At 67.2% G+C, this 18,041-nt stretch carries 15 protein-coding genes; 9 read left to right on the top strand and 6 right to left on the bottom strand.

Going from position 1 to position 18,041, the window contains the following annotated elements; translation table 11 throughout:
• Window positions 1–32: 32 nt before the first annotated feature.
• The gene (locus tag AC1RNC_RS15960; RefSeq protein ID WP_492887331.1) at window positions 33–2,159 is read right to left on the bottom strand and encodes a M3 family metallopeptidase; all 2,127 of its coding nucleotides are present in this window, start codon (window positions 2,157–2,159) and stop codon (window positions 33–35) included.
• 133 nt (window positions 2,160–2,292) lie between these two features.
• On the opposite strand from AC1RNC_RS15960, the gene AC1RNC_RS15955 reads away from it, so the two are divergent.
• The 6 genes from AC1RNC_RS15955 to AC1RNC_RS15930 all read left to right on the top strand — a co-directional run bounded on the left by AC1RNC_RS15955 (window position 2,293) and on the right by AC1RNC_RS15930 (window position 11,108).
• Complete coding sequence (locus tag AC1RNC_RS15955; protein ID WP_492887330.1) at window positions 2,293–3,141, top strand: glutamate racemase; 849 nt, start codon at window positions 2,293–2,295, stop codon at window positions 3,139–3,141.
• Window positions 3,142–3,280: 139 nt separating this feature from the next.
• Complete coding sequence (locus AC1RNC_RS15950; protein WP_492887329.1) at window positions 3,281–5,782, top strand: FtsK/SpoIIIE family DNA translocase; 2,502 nt, start codon at window positions 3,281–3,283, stop codon at window positions 5,780–5,782.
• A gap of 266 nt (window positions 5,783–6,048) precedes the next feature.
• On the top strand, window positions 6,049–6,690 hold the full coding sequence (locus AC1RNC_RS15945; RefSeq protein ID WP_492838933.1) for an outer-membrane lipoprotein carrier protein LolA: 642 nt from the start codon (window positions 6,049–6,051) through the stop codon (window positions 6,688–6,690).
• 239 nt (window positions 6,691–6,929) lie between these two features.
• Window positions 6,930–7,736, top strand: a complete 807-nt coding sequence (locus tag AC1RNC_RS15940) for an exodeoxyribonuclease III (protein WP_492887328.1) — start codon at window positions 6,930–6,932, stop codon at window positions 7,734–7,736.
• Window positions 7,737–7,953: 217 nt separating this feature from the next.
• On the top strand, window positions 7,954–9,798 hold the full coding sequence (locus tag AC1RNC_RS15935) for a methyl-accepting chemotaxis protein (protein WP_492887327.1): 1,845 nt from the start codon (window positions 7,954–7,956) through the stop codon (window positions 9,796–9,798).
• Between the two features lie 14 nt (window positions 9,799–9,812).
• Complete coding sequence (locus AC1RNC_RS15930) at window positions 9,813–11,108, top strand: DcaP family trimeric outer membrane transporter (RefSeq protein ID WP_492887326.1); 1,296 nt, start codon at window positions 9,813–9,815, stop codon at window positions 11,106–11,108.
• Window positions 11,109–11,120: 12 nt separating this feature from the next.
• On the opposite strand, the gene dnaQ is transcribed toward AC1RNC_RS15930, so the two are convergent.
• Genes dnaQ through AC1RNC_RS15905 form a run of 5 tightly spaced genes read right to left on the bottom strand, consistent with a single transcriptional unit; the run spans window position 11,121 to window position 14,825 of the window.
• Window positions 11,121–11,831 carry a DNA polymerase III subunit epsilon gene (gene dnaQ, locus AC1RNC_RS15925; protein ID WP_492887325.1) on the bottom strand — a complete coding sequence of 237 codons (711 nt, stop codon included), beginning with the start codon at window positions 11,829–11,831 and terminating at the stop codon, window positions 11,121–11,123.
• 31 nt (window positions 11,832–11,862) lie between these two features.
• Window positions 11,863–12,462 carry a dephospho-CoA kinase gene (gene coaE, locus AC1RNC_RS15920; protein ID WP_492887324.1) on the bottom strand — a complete coding sequence of 200 codons (600 nt, stop codon included), beginning with the start codon at window positions 12,460–12,462 and terminating at the stop codon, window positions 11,863–11,865.
• 1 nt (window position 12,463) lies between these two features.
• The gene (gene aroE, locus AC1RNC_RS15915) at window positions 12,464–13,333 is read right to left on the bottom strand and encodes a shikimate dehydrogenase (protein ID WP_492887323.1); all 870 of its coding nucleotides are present in this window, start codon (window positions 13,331–13,333) and stop codon (window positions 12,464–12,466) included.
• Window positions 13,330–13,923: a Maf family protein gene (locus AC1RNC_RS15910; protein WP_492887322.1), complete on the bottom strand. Its 594-nt coding sequence runs from the start codon at window positions 13,921–13,923 to the stop codon at window positions 13,330–13,332. The genes aroE and AC1RNC_RS15910 overlap by 4 nt, the downstream gene beginning before the upstream one ends.
• A complete protein-coding gene (locus AC1RNC_RS15905; RefSeq protein ID WP_492838948.1) occupies window positions 13,920–14,825 on the bottom strand; it encodes a pyruvate, water dikinase regulatory protein in 906 nt (301 codons plus the stop codon). The genes AC1RNC_RS15910 and AC1RNC_RS15905 overlap by 4 nt, the downstream gene beginning before the upstream one ends.
• A 447-nt stretch (window positions 14,826–15,272) precedes the next feature.
• On the opposite strand from AC1RNC_RS15905, the gene hemE reads away from it, so the two are divergent.
• From hemE to AC1RNC_RS15890, 3 genes are read left to right on the top strand one after another with little or no spacing between them, the layout of a single operon-like run.
• Entirely contained in the window at window positions 15,273–16,331 is a 1,059-nt protein-coding gene (hemE, locus tag AC1RNC_RS15900; protein ID WP_492887321.1) for a uroporphyrinogen decarboxylase, read from the top strand.
• Window positions 16,328–17,359 (top strand): ferrochelatase, encoded by a 1,032-nt coding sequence (hemH, locus tag AC1RNC_RS15895; protein ID WP_492887320.1) that lies wholly within the window; start codon window positions 16,328–16,330, stop codon window positions 17,357–17,359. Before hemE ends, hemH begins: the two co-directional genes overlap by 4 nt.
• Window positions 17,356–17,823 carry a CopD family protein gene (locus AC1RNC_RS15890; protein WP_492838952.1) on the top strand — a complete coding sequence of 156 codons (468 nt, stop codon included), beginning with the start codon at window positions 17,356–17,358 and terminating at the stop codon, window positions 17,821–17,823. Before hemH ends, AC1RNC_RS15890 begins: the two co-directional genes overlap by 4 nt.
• The last annotated feature ends 218 nt before the right edge of the window (window positions 17,824–18,041 follow it).

The raw sequence follows: 18,041 nt of genomic DNA, 5'->3' as shown, positions 1-18,041 counted from the left end.
CCCGTGGCGGGAGAAGGGCGTGGGTCAGGCGCCTAAGCCCCCGCCGGGACCGGGAAGCCGCGCTTGCGCATGAGAGCCCCGATCTTGACGTCACGGCCGCGGAAGGCGCGGAACTGGTCGACAGGGTCGACCGCGTTGCCCTTCGACATGATCGTCTCGTAGAGGCGCTTGGCGGTCGGCTTGTCATAGAAGCCGCCAGGCGCCTGCTCGAAGGCCTCGGCGACGTCGGCGGTCAGGGTGTCGGCCCACAGATAGCTGTAGTAGCCGGCCGAATAGCCGTCGCTCGAGAACACATGGCCGAACTGCGGCGTGCGGTGACGCATGACGATTTCGTGCGGCATGTTCAGCTTGGCCAGCTCCTCGCGCTCGAACTTGTCCGGATCGATGTCGACGTCGCCGGCCAGGTGCAGCTTCATGTCGATCAGGGCGCTGGACAGGTACTCGGTCGTACCGAAGCCCTCGCCGAACTTGCCGGCGGCCTCGATCTTGTCGACCAGGGCCTGCGGAATCGGCTTGCCGGTCTGGTAGTGCAGGGCGAACTGGTTCAGCACCTGCGGCGTCGGCAGCCAGTGCTCGTTCAGCTGGCTGGGGAACTCGACATAGTCGCGCGCCACGTTGGTGCCCGACACCGACGGATAGGTCGCGTTGGCGTTCAGGCCGTGCAGGGCGTGGCCGAATTCGTGGAACAGGGTGGTGGCGTCGTCCCAAGAGATCAGCAACGGCTCGCCGGGCTTGCCCTTGATGAAGTTGGAGTTGTTGGAGACGATCGTGGTGACCTCGCCCTTGAACCGTTCCTGGGTGCGGTAGGCGTTCATCCAGGCGCCCGAACGCTTGCCCGGGCGGGCATAGGGGTCGAAGTACCACAGGCCCACATGCTTGCCGGCGCGGGTCACCTCATAGACGGTGATGTCCTCGTGGTAGACGGGGATGCCGTCCAGCTTCTTGAACTGGAAGCCGTAGAGCTGGCCCGAGGCCCAGAACATGCCCTCGCGCAGCTTGTCCAGCTGCAGGTACGGCTTCACCTCGTTCATATCGAGGGCGTACTTCGCCAGGCGGACCTTCTCGGCGTAGTACCGGTAGTCCCACGGCTCCAGCTTGAAACCGCCCCCTTCCTTGTCGATGATCGCCTGCATGTCGGCCACGTCGATGGCGACCTGGGCGATGGCCGGGGTCCACACCGCCTCCATCAGCGCCATGGCGTTCTCGGGCGTCTTGGCCATGGCGTTCTCGAGGCGCCAGTGGGCGTGGGTCTTGTAGCCCAGCAGCTTGGCGCGCTCGACGCGCAGCTTCAGGATCTTGCTGATGATGGCGTTGTTGTCGGTCGCCCCGCCGTTGTCGCCGCGGTTGACGAACGCCCGCCAGACCTTCTCCCGGGCCGCGCGGACCGGCGAGGCGGCCAGGAACGGGTCGACGCTGGAGCGGGTGTTGACGACGACGAACTTGCCCGGGAGCTTGCGCGCGGCGGCGTTCGAGGCGGCGGCGTCCTTCAGGCCCTGGGGCAGGCCGGCGAGATCGGCGTCGGAAAGCTCGATCCAGGTGCTTTCATCGGCCAGCAGGTTCTGGCTGAACTTGGTGTAGAGGCCGGCCAGCTCGGTGTTGATCGCGCCGACGCGGGCCTTGGCCTCGGGCGACAGCTTGGCGCCCGAGCGCACGAAGTTGGTGTAGTAGATCCACAGCACGCGCTGCTGTTCCGGCGTCAGTTTGGCCTTGTCCGGCGAATTGTAGACCGCCTCGATGCGGGCGAAGAGCGCGGCGTTCTGGTTGACCTTGTCGCCGTGGGCCGAGAGTTTCGGATCCATCTCCTCCTCGACCTTCTGGAACTCGGGCGTGCTCATGGTCGAGCCCCAGACGCCGTAGTAGGTCGAGACGTCGTTCAGCATCCGGCCGGCGTCTTCCAGCGCGCTGATGGTGTTGTCGAAAGTCGGCGCGGCCTTGTTGGCCGTGATCGCGTCGATCTCGGCCAGGTTCTTGGCCATGGCCGTTTCCAGGGCCGGCTTGAAGTCGGCGACCTTGACCTTGTCGAAAGCCGGCACGCCGCCATAGGGGCCGACCCACTTCTGGGTCATGGGGTTCGCGCCTTGGGCCATGGACAAACTCGGATTGAGGGCGACGACCGCGCCGGTGGCGGCGGCCGAGGCCAGGAATGTACGACGTTGCACGGAGTGTCTCCGGTGAAGATTTGGCAGCGACCCTAACAAGGTTCCGGGGCGTGTCACATGACAGGCGCGTAACCTTTCAGGAACCGCGCCCAGTCCGTGGACGACGCCCGCTTTGGCGGCTACAGCTTGGCCCATGATCGGCGTCTTCGACTCCGGCGTGGGCGGCCTTACGGTCCACCGCGCCCTCGTGCAGCGTCTGCCCCAGGCGGACTTCACCTATCTGGCCGACCAGGCCCATGCGCCCTATGGCGTGCGCACCGGCGAGGACATCGTCGAGCTGACCAAGGCCGGCTGCATCCGCCTGTTCGACCGCGGCGCCAGCCTGGTGGTCCTGGCCTGCAACACCGCCTCGGCCATCGCCCTGCGCCGCCTGCAGCAGACCTGGCTTCCGGGCTACCGCAAGGACATCGGCCGGCCGGTCAACATCCTGGGCATCATCGTGCCGACCATTGAGAAGGCCACCGGCCTGCCGTGGGAGCACGAGGCCGAGCGGCGCGGCGAGAAGGTCGAGCAGCTGGACATCCTGGGGGTCTTCGCCACCCAGGCCACGGTCCGCTCGCGCGTCTACGAAATCGAGATCGACAAGCGCAAACAGGACCTGGCGGTGTTCTCCGAGGCCTGCCCGGAGCTCGTGCCTCTGATCGAGGGCGACGCCTCGGTGGTCGAGCTGGCCAAGGCGGTCGAGAGTCACGTCGAGGCCCTGAAGACCCGCATCGGCCGCTATCCGCACCGCGTGGTGCTGGGCTGCACCCACTACGAGATCATCGCCGACCTGTTCCGCGCCGCCCTGCCGGCCGGCACGCCGCTGATCCAGCAGCCCGAAGCCACCGCCGACGCGCTGGAGCTCTATCTGCAGCGCCATCCGGACTATGCCACGGGAACCAAGGGCGGGCGGGTATTCCTGACCACCGGAACGCCGGGACCGCAGAACGGACTGGTTCAAGGGTTCTGGGGCGGACCGGTCACGTTCGAGGCGGCCTGAGCATTGCCCGAATAGCGCCCTGCATCCCGGCGCATCCGCGACGTTGTGAATCATGTCCTGACGAACGCCGTAAACGCCTCTTAACGCTCTTCGGGCACAACATCGCGGTTCGACCCATTCTGAGGGTCAGACGGCGAAGTTGAGTTCGGAGACTTTCATGGCGCGAGCCGCGCGGCGATCCACGACGGAGCTCCTCTGGGATGCGATCCGTTACGGCTGGGTCCAGCCCTGGACCGCCCGGTTCCGGGGCGGGATCATCACCGTGATCGGGGCCGTCCTGCTGCTGGCCATCGCCACCTACAACGCCACCGACCCCAGCCTGAACGCCGCCACCGGCGAGCCCGCCCGCAACGCCCTGGGCGCGCCCGGCGCGGCGATCGCCGACCTGCTGATGCAGTCGTTGGGCCTGTCTGGCTGGGGCGTGGCCCTGTTCATGCTCGTTTTCGGCGTCACCCGCGTGGCCCAGGCCGACCCGGACGCCGAGCGCAAGGATCTGCGCCAGCGCGCTCTTGTCGGCGCCCTGGGCCTGCTGGCGCTCTCCGCCACCCTCGCGGCTCCGCCGCCGCCGGCGATCTGGCAGCTGGAAAAGGGCCTGGGCGGCTTCTGGGGCGACGCCCTGCTGCACATGGTGGCCGGCGTCCTGCGCTTCGCCCACATTCCCGGCGCGACGATCGTCGCCGCCATCCTGTTCGCCGTCGCGGCCATCGTCGCCCTGGGCTTCGCCATCGGCGTGCGCGAGGTTGATCCCGACGCCATCCACACCGCCGTCAGCAACGCCCTGCAGCCGCGGGTCCGCGCCGAGCCGGAGCCCATGCCCGAGCCGGCGCCCCAAATGGCTCCCAAGCCGGCCCGCGCCAAGAGGGAAAAGGCCGAGGCCCCGCCCCAGCGCGAGCGGCCAGGCCGCCTGCCGCCGATCGACACCGATGACGACGAGGCCGTGGTCGCCGCTGCGCCGACCCTGGTGTCGCAGCGCGCGACGGAGCGCGCCTACACCCCGCCCCCGCAGGACGACGAGGACGCCTTCGAGGACTCGCTGGACGCCCGCCCGATGGCGATCGCCAAGCCCAAGACCGTACCCAAGGAATCGGGTCGCGAGGCGCGCGAGCAGCAGAAGGCCTTCGACTTCGACGACGAGGCGGGCTTCCAGCTGCCGGAGCTGGCGATGCTGGCCAAGTCCAAGCCACGCTCGTCGGAAGTCGACGCCGCCGCCCTGCGCCAGAACGCCCGCCTGCTGGAAAGCGTACTCGCCGAGTTCGGGGTGAAGGGCCAGATCGACCAGATCCGTCCCGGCCCCGTGGTCACCATGTACGAGCTGGTGCCGGCGCCGGGCGTCAAGACCGCCCGTGTCGTGGCCCTGGCCGACGACATCGCCCGCTCGATGAGCGTGATCTCCTGCCGCGTGGCCGTGGCCCAAGGCCGCAACGCCATCGGCATCGAGATGCCGAACTCCAAGCGCGAGACGGTCTATCTGCGCGACCTGCTCTCGAGCGCCGACTACGAGAAGGCCAGCCAGATCCTGCCCATGGCCCTGGGCGAGACCATCGGCGGCGAACCCTATATCGCCGACCTGGCCAAGATGCCCCACCTGCTGATCGCCGGCACCACCGGCTCGGGCAAGTCGGTCGGCGTCAACGCCATGATCCTGTCGATCCTGTACAAGCTGCCGCCCGACAAGTGCCGCTTCATCATGATCGACCCGAAGATGCTGGAACTGTCGGTCTATGACGGCATCCCGCACCTGCTGGCCCCCGTCGTGACCGATCCGAAGAAGGCCGTCGTGGCCCTCAAATGGACCGTGCGCGAGATGGAGGACCGCTATCGCCGCATGTCGAAGATCGGCGTGCGTAACATCGGCGGCTATAACGAGAAGGCCAACGAGGCGCTGGACAAGGGCGAGCACTTCGAGCGCACGGTCCAGACCGGTTTCGACGACGCTGGCCGGCCGATCTACGAGACCGAGCAGATCCGTCCCGAGGCCATGCCCTATCTGGTCGTGGTCATCGACGAGGTCGCCGACCTGATGATGGTGGCCGGCAAGGACATCGAAGGCGCCGTCCAGCGCCTGGCCCAGATGGCCCGCGCCGCCGGCATCCACCTGATCATGGCCACCCAGCGCCCCTCGGTCGACGTCATCACCGGCACCATCAAGGCCAACTTCCCGACCCGGATCAGCTTCCAGGTCACCTCAAAGATCGACGCCCGCACCATCCTGGGCGAGCAGGGCGCCGAACAGCTGCTGGGCCAGGGCGACATGCTCTATATGGCCGGCGGCGGCCGTATCACCCGCCTGCACGGCCCGTTCGTCTCGGACGGCGAGGTCGAGCAGGTCGCCAAGTTCCTGCGCGACCAGGGCATCCCGCAATATCTGGAAGAAGTCACCGCCGGCGGCGACGAGGAACAGGAAGAAGCCATCGAGGGCGCGTTCGCCGGCGAGGGCGGGTCCAACGACCTCTACGACCACGCCGTGGCCGTGGTCACCCGCGACCGCAAGGCCTCGACCAGCTACATCCAGCGCCGCCTGCAGATCGGCTACAACCGCGCCGCCTCGCTGATGGAGCGGATGGAAAAGGAAGGCGTCGTCGGCGCCGCCAACCACGCCGGCAAGCGCGAGATCCTGGCCCCGCCGCCACCGCCGATGTGATTTCTACTCCGCTCTCCCCGGCGAAAGCCGGGGTCCAGATCGAACCCAGAGCGCCCTTCGTCGACCCTCGGCGGAGGGCGCTTCAACATCTGACGCTCAGGATGAATCTGGGCCCCGGCTTTCGCCGGGGAGAGCGGGATGAGGGGAAACCTTGGCCGTTTGGACGCGTTCCCAGCATCCCAACCTGAACGGCGCTTCATCGGGGCGCCGGAAAATGGCCTCGCGGCGGCCTTCGCGCGGGCCAAGGTTGAGGCTAAGGAGATCGCATGACCACTCGCCGTATTCTTCTGGCGGCCGGCCTGGCCGCCGCCATCGCTTCTCCGGTTCTGGCGCAGGACGCCAAGCCCGTCCCGGCCGCCTTGACCACCGAACAGAAGGCCCTGCTGGACAAGGCCACCGCCTATATCCAGGGCCTGGGCTCGGCCAAGGGCCGCTTCGTGCAGACCGACGCGCGCGGGACCCAGACGCAGGGCGCCTTCTATATGCAGCGCCCGGGCAAGGCGCGGTTCGCCTATGACCCGCCCGCGGGCCTGCTGGTCGTCAGCAACGGCAATAATGTCAACATCTTCGACAGCCGGCTGAAGACCTATGAGAGCTATCCGCTCAGCAAGACTCCGCTGAACCTGCTGCTGGCCCGCGAGGTGCGCCTGGATCGCGGCGTGACCATCACCGACATTCGCCCGCTGGCCGACGGCTTCACCATCGTGGCCCAGGACGCCAAGCGCCAGGCGCTGGGCCGCATCTCGATGGACTTCTCCAATGCGCCCGTGGGCCTGATGGGCTGGACGGTCACCGACATCAAGGGCGGTCAAATCCGCGTGCGCCTGATCGATTTCGCCGAGACTTCGGACCTCGATCCCAAGCTCTTCGTGCTGACCGACCCCCGCCGCAAGGTCGGCAAACCCTAGCGCCGCCGAAATGTGACATTCTCACAACAGGCAAGAATCAACCTGATCCAGGGTTGACTTAAAGTTTTGAAGTGGCATATTTAACACGCATGGCGATGAGCGACCGACCCGCTCTTCGCAAACCGTGCCGGATCCTATCCCCTCCCGGCGGCGGCATGAGAGACTAGACTTTCGCCCCAACGCCCCTGCGTTGGGGCGTTTTTCTTTTCAGGCGTCGGCAAACCCCCTAAAGCCAAGCCATGCGCCTCCGTATCGCCACCTGGAACGTCAATTCCGTCCGCCTCCGCGCTGAACAGGCCGCCCGCTTCGTCGACGAGCAGGCGCCGGATGTCCTGTGCATGCAGGAGATCAAGTGCCAGGAGGGCGAGTTCCCGCGCGAGGCCTTCGAAGCCATGGGCCTGAAGCACCTCAAGATCGCGGGCCAGAAGGGCTGGCATGGCGTGGCCATCGCCTCGCGCCTGCCGTTCGAGGATGTCCCGACCCTGATGAACTGCCGCGAGGGCCATGCCCGGTGCGTCGCGGTCAAGGTGGCCGGCGTCGACATCCAGAACTTCTACATCCCGGCCGGCGGCGATACGCCCGACCGCATCGGCAACCCGAAGTTCGACCACAAGCTGGACTTCTACGAGACCCTGACCGCCGCCCTGAAGAAGCGCGACCCCAAGGCGCCGCTGATCGTCACCGGCGATCTCAATATCGCGCCGGGCGAGAACGACGTCTGGAGCCACCGCCAGATGCTCAAGGTGGTCAGCCACACCCCGGTCGAGCTCGAGGCCTTTGACGCGATGATGAAGTCGATGGACCTGCTGGACCTGCCGCGCCTGGCGACGCCGGAGCCGGAAAAACTGTTCTCCTGGTGGAGCTATCGCGCGGCCGACTTCCGCAAGTCCAACCGCGGCCTGCGCCTGGATCACATCCTGGCCAGCCCCGGCCTGCGCGACGCGGCGATCGTGGACGGCAAGGTCTCCTCGCGGGTCCACGACACCGTCCGAGAGTGGGAGCGACCCAGCGACCATGCCCCGGTGACGGCCGATTTGCGGCTGTAAAGCTGTCGTCGCGGTTCCGACCTAGCCAAAAGTACTATTTCCCGGATTTGAGTACACTTTACCCAAATCCGGGAAATGATACCGGTAACATTCTTGTTGAGGTCGAAACCAAGACAAGTTGTCGCAGCCGCGAGAGCCTTCCGACCATCTTTGCTTAACTGCTTTGAGCGCCCGATGACCCTTGGTTAACTTGGTCAATCCTCTCCAGGGGGACGGTGTGCGAAAATTCCGCGATTTCTCGATCATGGCCAGGTTGCGACTGGTTATCCTGCTCACGGGATTGGGCCTCGCGGTGGCGATCGGCCTGGGCCTGGTGAAGCTGGGCGCGACCATGCACGCCGACATCGCCGAAAAAACCCGAAGCCAGGTCGAGACCGCCAGTTCGATCGTCGCGCACTACGCGGCCGAGGCCCGGACCGGGCGCATAACCCGCGCCCAGGCCCAGACCGCCGCCCGGGAGGCCGTGTCGGCGCTGCGCTATGGCGACCAGGAATATTTCTGGATCACCGACCTCGACACGCGAATGGTGCTGCACCCGTTCAAGCCAGCGCTGAATGGCCAGGATGTGTCCAACCTGCGCGATCCGAATGGCAAGGCGCTGTTCGCGGCGATGACCGAGGTGGCCAAGACCAAGGGCGAAGGCTTCGTAGACTACCAGTGGCCCAAGCCCGGCCACCAGACGCCCCAGCCCAAGATCTCCTACGTCAAGCTGCTGCCGGCGTGGGGCTGGGTCATCGGTTCGGGCGTCTATGTCGATGACATCGAGGCCGCCGTGAACAAGGCCGCGCTGGAGCTCACGGCCGTGGGCCTGGTTCTCCTTCTGGCCATGGCCGCCCTGGCCAGCCTGCTGGGCGGAACCATCTCGCGCCCGGTCAAGGCCCTCACGCTGCGAATGACCGCCCTGGCCCGCAACGACAAGGAAAGCCCGGTGCCGTTCGTCGATCGCTCGAATGAGGTCGGCCAGATGGCGCAGGCCCTGGAAGTCTTCCGCGAGGCCGCGGTGGAGAAGGACCGGCTGGAATCGGAAGCCGCGCTGCAACGGGCGGCCGCCGAGACCGCTCGCCACGAACGCGAGGCCGAGAACCTCGCGGCGGCGAGGATCCAGGAGCGCGTGGTGGCCGATGTCACCGCCGTCGCCGCCCGCCTGGCCGACGGAGACCTGACGATCCGGCTGGCCGCCGACTTCCCCGCGCAATACGCCGTGCTGCGCGAGAACTTGAACGCCGCCCTGGACCAGTTGGCCGACGCCATGAAGGTGGTACAGGACAATTCCGCCGGCATCAGCAGCAGCGCCGACGAGATCGCCTCGGCGTCCAACGACATGTCGCGGCGCACCGAGCAGCAGGCCGCGACCCTGGAGGAGACCGCCGCGGCGCTGGGTGAGCTGACCGACGCGGTGAGCCGCTCGGCCAAGGGCGCGGGCCAAGCCCGCGCCGCCGTGGCCCTGACCCAGAAGCAGGCCGAATACAGCGGCGGCGTGGCCGAACGGGCGATCGCCTCGATGAGCGAAATCGAGAACTCCTCGCAACAGATCCATCAGATCATCGGCGTCATCGACGAGATCGCCTTCCAGACCAACCTGCTGGCCCTGAACGCCGGCGTCGAAGCCGCCCGCGCCGGTGAAGCCGGCCGAGGCTTCGCGGTCGTCGCCCAGGAAGTCCGCGCCCTGGCCCAGCGCTCGGCGGATTCCGCCCGCGAGATCAAGAGCCTGATCGGTTCGACCACGGCCCAGATCGCCGAGGGGGTCGACCAGGTGCGCGTCATGGGCGCCGCCCTGGGCGACATCGTCTCCAAGGTCGCCGAGATCGACACCGTCGTCCGAGAGATCGCCGACCTGACCCAGGAACAGTCCCACGGCCTGGGCCAAATCAACATGGCCATGGGCCAGATCGACCAGACGACGCAACAGAACGCCGCCATGGTCGAGGAATCGACGGCCGCCGTGCACTCGCTGCGCAACGAGACCGTCGAGCTGGTGCGGCTGATGGGCCGTTTCCGTCTGGGCGAACAAGTCGGGCGCGCCGCCGGACGGGCCGGGCCCGCCCTACGGGCGGCCGGCTAACCCTGGGCCGCGCCATGTTCCGCGACCGCGCCGCCCTGGCCGCGATGCTGGCGATGCTTGCCGTCCCGTCCCTGGCCCGGGCCGCCGACCCCCAGTTGGAGGCCCGGGTGCGCGAACTCGAAAGCGCCCTCGCCGACCTCAAGGCCCAGATGGCGGCCCGGGACGCCCAGGCCGCGCCGCCAGCTATCGTTCCCGCCGCTCGGCCGCCGTCCGATCCGACGGCTTCGACGGCTACGGACCGGCTCGAGCTGCGTTTCGGCGGCTATGTGAAGCTGGACGCCATGGCCACCCGGTTCCAGCGCGCCGATCCGGCGCTGGGCGATCCGATTCGCGACTTCTATTCGCCCGGGGCGATCCCGGTCGCCGGGGCGGGAGAGGGCGCGAAGGTCGATTTCAACGCCCGCCAGACCCGTCTCTGGGCGAGCGCCAGCCGCCGACTGGGCGGTCACGATATCCAGGCCAGGATCGAGGGCGACTTCCAGACCCTGCCGGGCGGCGGCGACGCGCGCACCACCAATCCGTCGACCTTCGCGCTGCGGCGGGCCTATGTGTCGGTCGACGGTTGGTTGTTTGGCCAGGACTGGTCGACGTTCCAGAACGTCGCGGTCCTGCCGGAAACCGCCGACTATCTCGGCCCGAGCGAGGGCCTCGTCTTCGTCCGTCAGGCGCAGATCCGGCGCACGCGCGGACCGCTGACCCTGGCCCTGGAAAATCCCGAGACGACGGTCACGCCCGCCGGCGGCGGCGCCCGCCTCGTGGCCGACGACAATCGCCTGCCCGACCTGGTGGTTCGTCTCGACGGTCGCCGCCCGTGGGGAGACTGGTCGCTTGCCGCCCTGGGCCGCCGGCTCTCGGTCGACCAGGGCGGGCTTCGCGACGCCGCTTTCGGCTGGGGTCTCTCGGCCGCGGCGCGCGTGAAGGTCGGCGGGCGAGACGATATCCGGCTGATGCTGACGCGCGGTCGAGGGATCGGACGCTATGTCGGTCTGAACTTCGCCAACGACGTCGCCGCGGACGGCGCCGGAGCCATCCGGCCGGTCGGCGTCACGGCCGGGTTCGTCGCCTACCGCCATCTGTGGAGCCCGGCCTTGCGGTCTAGCCTGTTCTATTCGACCCAGGTCGTCGACAATCCGGCCGCCTCGGGCCTGAACGTCAACCGTCGGGCCGAAAGTCTGCACGGCAACCTGATCTGGACGCCCGTGGCGGGCTTCGACGTGGGGATCGAGTACATGAAGGGCCGGCGGGTTCTGGAAAGCGGGACCGACGGCGCGCTCGACCGGGTCCAGGCGTTCGCCAAGTACGGCTTCTAGAGACGCGCGGTCCTAACCCTCGGCCGCGACGATGCCCTGCTTGATCCAGAGCGCCGAGTCCTTGAGGTTCTTGCGGATCCAGGCGGCGTGGACCTCGCGTTCGGCGTCGGTCGAGCGGGGCGCCAGCGGACGCGGCCGGGCGCCGTACGAGCCCTGGATCGCGGCCGAGACCGACAGGGTCTCGACGTGGGTCAGTTCCAGGGCGCGTTCCTTGCCGCCCTGCAGTTCCAGATAGACTTCGGCCAGCAGGTGCGAGTCGATCAGCGCCCCGTGCTTGTCGCGGCTGTCCAGGCTGATCTTGAACCGCTTACACAGCGCGTCGAGCGAGTTGTACATGCCCGGAAAGCGCTTCTTGGCCATGGCCAGGGTGTCGATCCAGCGCTCCTCATGGATCGGCGCGCGACCGCACTTCTCCAGTTCGAAATTGACGAACGAGCGGTCGAAGGCGGCGTTGTGGGCGACCACGACGCTGTCGCCGACGAAGTCGATGAACCTGTCGGCGATCTCGTGGAACTTCGGCTTGCCGGTCAGGAAGGCCGACGACAGGCCGTGGACCTTTTCGGCCTCGGCCGGCATGTCGCGCAACGGGTCGCAATATTCATGGAACGAGCGGCCGGTCGGCATGAAGTCGACCACCTCGATGCAGCCGATTTCGACCAGGCGGTCGCCCGTCTTCGGATCGAAGCCGGTGGTTTCGGTGTCGAGGATGATTTCCCGGGCCATGATCCTTCAATGCCGCCGTTCGTGGCGAGCTTCAAGCGGGGCCGGGACTTCTCAACAGAGTCAGAAGGTCGCGGACCTGGGCATGGGCGTGCTCGACGCCCTGGCTGGTATCGATCACGAAATCGGCGCGGGCGCGTTTTTCGGCGTCCGGCGTCTGGCGAGCCAGGATCGCCTCGAACTTCTCCGGCGTCATTTCGGGACGGGCCAGGACGCGCTGCCGCTGGACCTCGGCGGGCGCCGAGACGACCACCACCTTGTCGACCTTCTTCTCGCCGCCGGTCTCGAACAGCAGGGGGATGTCCAGCACCACGATCTCGTGGCCCTCGGCCTGGGCTTTCTCGAAGAAACCGATGCGATGGGCGCCGACCAGCGGGTGGACGATCGCCTCTAGCTTGGCCAGGGCCTCGGAATTGCCGACCACCTGGGCGCTGAGCTTGGCCCGGTCGATCGCGCCGTCGACGACGACGCCGGGGAAGGCCTCTCCCACCGGCCCGACCGCCGCGCCGCCGCTGGCGTAGAGCGCGTGGACGGCGGCGTCAGAGTCGTAGACGGGCACGCCCTCGGCCTGGAACAGGGCCGAGGTCGTCGACTTGCCCATGCCGATGGAGCCCGTGAGACCCAGGATCAACATGTCAGGCCTCTCCGAGAAGGCGCAGCAACAGGCCCCGCGCGTCGACTTCGGCTGGCGGCGCCACGCCATACATCCGCTCGAAGCTTGGGACGGCCTGGCGCAGCAGCATTTCCAGGCCATCGACGGTGCGGCGACCGGCGGCCTGGGCGCGACGGAGAAATTCGGTTCGCAGCGGCTTGTAGACCATGTCCATGATCACCGCCGTCTCCGGCGTCAGGGCCAGATCCGCCGCCGGGCCTTCGCCGCCGCCCAGGCCGAGCGAGGTGGCGTTGATGACGAGGCCCGCATCGGCCAGCAGGACCGAAAGGTCCGGCTCTCCGGCCGCCACGACCTTTTCGCCAAAGGCGTCGGCCAGCTCTTGAGCCCTCTCGACGGTGCGGTTGACGATCCGGACCGTGGGCGCGCCGGCCAGCAGCAGGGCGGCGGTCGCGCCACGCGCCGCGCCGCCGGCGCCAAGGATCACGACCGGCGCGGCCGAGACGGCGAAGCCTGGCGCCTGCTCGGCGAGCGCGCCCAACAGGCCAGGCCCGTCGGTGTTGTCGGCATGGATCGAGCCGTCGGCCTCGAAGATCAGCAGGTTCGCCGCGCCCGCCATCCTGGCGAGGTCGCTGGCGTGGTCGGCGACCGCGAGCGCGCGTTCCTTGAACGGGATGGTGACGTTGAGCCCCCGGATGGCGCCGCCTCGGAAGCCGTTCACGAAGGTCTCGAAATTGTCCACGCCGGGCGCGAACGGAACATAGGCCGCGTCGAGCCCCGCCGCCTGGATCCAGGCATTGTGGATCAGCGGGCTCATCGAATGCTTGATCGGCGCGCCGCAGACGCCGCCGACGATAGCGGCTCCCGAGATCCCCGAAGCCCGTTGGGAGGTCATGCGGCCAGGGCTCCGTGAAGACGCAGAAAGTCCAGAAGCCCGATCAACGGCAGGCCCAGTATGGTGAAATAGTCGCCGTCGACGGCGTCGAACAGCTGCACGCCTTCGCTCTCCAGCTCGTAGCAGCCGACCGACCACAGCAGGGCCTCGCCGCGACGCTCGATATAGGCGTCGAGCCAGGCCTCGCTGAACGGCCGCACCGACAGCTTGGCGCTCTCGACGATCCGCCAGATCGGCTGGCCGTCGCGGGCCACGACCACGGCCGAGCGCAGCTTATGGCTTGTCCCGCGGAGTTCCAGCAGGCGTTCGCGGGCTTCTTCCAGGGAATTGGCCTTGTCGATCAGCCGGCCCTTGAGGTCGAGCGTCTGGTCGGCGCCGATCACCAGGCCCGGGCGTTTGGTCGAGACCTTGACCGCCTTCATCTCCGCGAGCGCGTCGGCGATGTCGCGCGGCGTGACGTCTTCGGCCAGCAGGCCGGCCTTGGCCGCGTCCTCGTCGACGCCGGGGCTGACCGCCTCGAAGGCGACGCCGGCGTTCTTCAGGATCATCTGTCGCGCCGAACTCTTGGACGCGAGCGTTACGGGGGTCATCTCAGGACCTCGACCTTGCCGCGGCCGCCCGACAAGAGGTTGATGACCGCCGCCGCCGTCTCCTCGACCGAGCGACGGGTGATGTCGATGACCGGCCAGTTCATCCGCTCGAACAGACGGCGGGCGGCGATGATCTCCTGGCGAACGGCGTCGCCGTCGACATAGTCGCTCTCGCGGTTTTCCTTGAGGGAGAGCAGGCGGTTTCGGCGGATCTGGATCAGGCGATCGGGCGAGGTGATCAGGCCGACGATCAGGGTGTTCTTAAGCTCGAACAGATCCTGCGGCGGCGGCCGGCCCGGGACCAGCGGCACATTGGCGGCGCGCACGCCGCGGTGGGCCAGATAGATGCAGGTCGGGGTCTTGGAGGTCCGTGACACGCCGACCAGAATGACGTCGGCCTGGGTCAGATCCTGGCCGCCCTGGCCGTCATCGTGGGCGATGGCGTAGTCCAGCGCCTCGATACGGTCGAAATAGTCGTTTGTCAGCGCGTGCTGAGCCCCGACCCGGGTCGAAATCCGCGCGCCCAGATAGCGGGACATAGCGCTGATCACCGGATCCAGCGCGGCGATGCAGGGCATTTCCAGCTTGCGGCAGCCTTCTTCCAGCGCCGCCCGCAGGCCCGGATCGACGATGGTGTGCATCACCACGCCAGGCGCGCCGCCGATCTCCTCGAGCGCCCGATCCAGCTGCCGCGTGGAGCGAACCAGCGCGTAGATATGTTCGATGGGCAGGATGTCGGTGAAGCGAGCACAGACCGCGCGCGCCATGGCGTTCAGAGTCTCGCCGGTGGAATCGGACACCAGGTGGATATGGAAGTAGGTGGCGAAGCGCGGTGGCAGCCGTTCCGCTTCCCCCCGAGCCAGACTCTCCTGTGGATCATCCGTTAACGGTTGCTTAACCACTTGTCCTGCCTCTGGGGACGCCCGGGCGCCGAATGGCCCAAGAGACGTCGTGTCATAGCGCCGCTGTGATCAACGGTCGCATTGCCCGCGTACCATCCCCAGGCTCGCCCCGCATCCCCCGATAAGTGAATCCCAACTGTCCAAGGCTCGGGACAGAGTCTCGCGAAGGGTCTTTCTCCCGCCTGGGCGTGTTAAGAATTCATTAAGACCTTCAAGGCGCTTACGGGTCTGTCCACATGATTAACAGATCCTTAACCCCATGTGGGAAGGGCTGGGGGTAACGAGGGATCGGCTGTGCGAGTCACTCGCCCGTCAGGCGTTTTCCCCACTATGCAGTTGCCCTCCCACCCCCTCTTTCAAACTTAATTTCTTATTAAGATATGAGAGGAGGGTCTTAAGGGCCTTACGGGCTTGAGCCTGAACGCTCGCCGGGCTTTAACCCGTTCCATGACGTCTCCGACCCAACGCCCTGAAAATGGGACCCCGAAGTTTCTCTCCGCGCTGTCTGGCGAGAAGCACGCGAATCCTCCGATCTGGTTCATGCGTCAGGCGGGACGGTATCTGCCGGAGTACCGGGCGGTGCGCGCCACGGCTCCGGACTTCATCAGTTTCTGCTTCGATCCGGAGAAGGCGGCGGAAGTCACCCTGCAGCCGATGCGCCGGTTTCCCTACGACGCCTCGATCGTGTTCGCCGATATCCTGCTGATCCCGGGCGCTCTGGGCCAGAAGGTCTGGTTCGAGGCCGGCGAAGGCCCGAAGCTGGGTGAGATGCCGTCGATCGAGTCCATGGCCGAAAAGGCCGGGAATGCGGGCGAGGCCCTCAAGCTCGTCGGGGAGACGCTGACGAGGGTTCGCTCAGAGCTCGATCCGTCCAAGGCCCTGATCGGCTTCGCCGGCGCGCCCTGGACGGTGGCGACCTACATGATCGAAGGCGGCTCCAGCGATCGCAGCGGCGCGCGGACCTACGCCTATCAGAACCCTGAAAAGCTGGACGCCCTCATCCAGGTGCTGGTCGACTCGACGGTCGACTACCTGGCCATGCAGGTCGACGCCGGGGCCCAGGCCCTGAAGCTGTTCGAGAGCTGGGCCGAGGGCCTTTCCGAGCCGCTGTTCGATCGGCTGGTCACCCAGCCGCACATCCGGATCATCGAGGGCTTGCGGACGCGCGGCGTGACCGTGCCGGTCATCGGCTTCCCGCGCGGCGCCGGGACCCTGGTCGAGGACTACGCGGCCAAGGTTCCCGTGCAGGGCGTGGCGCTCGACACCTCGGCCTCGGCCAAGCTGGGTCAAGCGATCCAGAAGACCAAGACCATCCAGGGGGCGCTCGATCCGCTGCTGCTGCGGGCCGGTGGCGATGCGCTGCTGCGTCGCGTCGACCAGTTGCTGGAACAGTGGAACCAGGGTCCCTACATCTTTAATCTGGGACACGGCATCCTGCCCGACACGCCGATCGCCAATGTCGAGTTGGTGCTGGAGCGGGTGACCGGCCATAAGGTCGGCGGATGACCCGCAAGCTCGCCGTCGTCCTGTTCAATCTCGGTGGGCCGGACGGTCCGCGCGCGGTGCGGCCGTTTCTGTTCAACCTGTTCCGAGACCCGGCCATCATTGGCTTGCCGGCCATCGCCCGCTATCCGCTGGCGGCGCTGATCTCGACCAGCCGTGAAAAGATGGCCAAGGCCAACTACGCGATCATGGGCGGCGGCTCGCCGTTGCTGCCGGAGACGAAGAAGCAGGCCAGCGCGCTGGAGGCCGAACTGGCCAGGAGCTTGCCGGGCGTCGAGGCCAAGTGCTTCATCGCCATGCGCTACTGGAACCCGCTGACGACTGAGACCGCCAGGCAGGTGAAGGCCTTCGCGCCGGACGAGATCGTGCTGCTGCCGCTCTATCCGCAATATTCGGAGACCACGACCGGCTCGTCGCTGAAGGCCTGGGCGAAGAGCTATTCGGGTCCCGGGCGTCAGACCACGGTCTGCTGCTATCCGAACGAGGCCAGGCTCGTCGAAGCGCATGCCCGCTTGATCCGCGACACCTGGGAGAAGGCCGGTTCGCCGGCGAATGTCCGCCTGCTGTTCTCGGCCCATGGCCTGCCGGAGAAGGTCATCCTGGGCGGCGACCCCTACCAGAAGCAGATCGAGGCCACGGCCGCCGCGGTGGCGGCCAGGCTGCCGGCGGGCCTGGATTGGACCGTCAGCTACCAGAGCCGGGTGGGGCCGATGAAGTGGATCGGCCCTTCGACCGACGACGAGATCCGCCGCGCGGGCGCCGAAGGCAAGGGCTTGATCGTCACCCCGATCGCCTTCGTCTCCGAGCACGTCGAGACCCTGGTCGAACTGGACCACGAATACGCCGAGCTGGCGACGGCGGTCGGCGTCGTGCCCTATATCCGCGTACCGGCCCTGGGCGTCGCGCCGGAGTTCATAGCCAGCCTGGCCGGAATGGTCCGTCAGGCCCTCGCCAGCAATGGCGTCGTTCCCGGCGGCGACTGGCGCTGCGGCGCGTTCAACTGTCCGTGCAAAGAGGCGGCCTCGGCATGACCGATTTCCTGGTGGCGCACTTCAACGTCGTGCGGGGCCTGCACATCCTGTCGGTCATCGCCTTCATGGCCGGGATGCTCTACCTGCCGCGCCTGTTCGTCTATCACAGCAAGGCGACGCCGGGCTCGGAGATGCACGAGACCTTCACGGTCATGGAGCGGCGTCTGCTACGCGGCATCATCAATCCGGCCTCGATCGCCACGGCGCTGTTCGGTCTTGGTCTGATCCTGGCCGACGCCCAGATCCGCGGCTGGAGTTTCCTGGTCGAGCCCTGGATGGCGACCAAGCTGGTGGCCCTCGTCGGGCTCTACGGCTTCCACGGCTTTCTGTCGGCCTCGCGCAAGAAGTTCGAGAAGGGCGAATATCCCCGGTCCGAAAAGTTCTGGCGGATGGTCAACGAGATCCCGTTCGTGCTGGCGATCGTCATCGTCCTGTCGGTGACGACCAAGTTCCTGAACCACTGAGTCCGGCCGGCGGCTTGACCGCCGGTTCGCCGCGTGGTTTGCATCCAGGGAAGTTCGGATTTTCCGAACTCCTTCTCTACGGACCGGCGCCCGTCCTGGCGCGCCCCGCGAGCGATCCGCTCCAAGGTCCGTCCCCCGAACGATCCGCGTCATCGTCAATCGACGCGCTCGCCTGGTCCGTCCGCATGGGCGGACCGGTGTGACCATCGAAGTCTTAC

Source organism: Caulobacter sp. GW822-FHT01G02, from assembly GCF_058802865.1.
The sequence above is the reverse complement of the archived record's forward strand: the minus strand, read 5'-3'. Positions and strand labels throughout refer to the sequence as shown.

Bases quoted from the DNA above. Each gene is read 5' to 3' on its own strand.
- AC1RNC_RS15930 (WP_492887326.1), top strand. From the start codon at position 9,813: ATGTTCCGCGACCGCGCCGCCCTGGCCGCGATGCTGGCGATGCTTGCC.
- AC1RNC_RS15940 (WP_492887328.1), top strand. From the start codon at position 6,930: ATGCGCCTCCGTATCGCCACCTGGAACGTCAATTCCGTCCGCCTCCGC.
- aroE (WP_492887323.1), bottom strand. From the start codon at position 13,333: ATGACCTCCCAACGGGCTTCGGGGATCTCGGGAGCCGCTATCGTCGGC.
- coaE (WP_492887324.1), bottom strand. From the start codon at position 12,462: ATGTTGATCCTGGGTCTCACGGGCTCCATCGGCATGGGCAAGTCGACG.
- AC1RNC_RS15910 (WP_492887322.1), bottom strand. From the start codon at position 13,923: ATGACCCCCGTAACGCTCGCGTCCAAGAGTTCGGCGCGACAGATGATC.
- AC1RNC_RS15955 (WP_492887330.1), top strand. From the start codon at position 2,293: ATGATCGGCGTCTTCGACTCCGGCGTGGGCGGCCTTACGGTCCACCGC.
- dnaQ (WP_492887325.1), bottom strand. From the start codon at position 11,831: ATGGCCCGGGAAATCATCCTCGACACCGAAACCACCGGCTTCGATCCG.
- AC1RNC_RS15890 (WP_492838952.1), top strand. From the start codon at position 17,356: ATGACCGATTTCCTGGTGGCGCACTTCAACGTCGTGCGGGGCCTGCAC.
- hemE (WP_492887321.1), top strand. From the start codon at position 15,273: ATGACGTCTCCGACCCAACGCCCTGAAAATGGGACCCCGAAGTTTCTC.
- AC1RNC_RS15945 (WP_492838933.1), top strand. From the start codon at position 6,049: ATGACCACTCGCCGTATTCTTCTGGCGGCCGGCCTGGCCGCCGCCATC.
- hemH (WP_492887320.1), top strand. From the start codon at position 16,328: ATGACCCGCAAGCTCGCCGTCGTCCTGTTCAATCTCGGTGGGCCGGAC.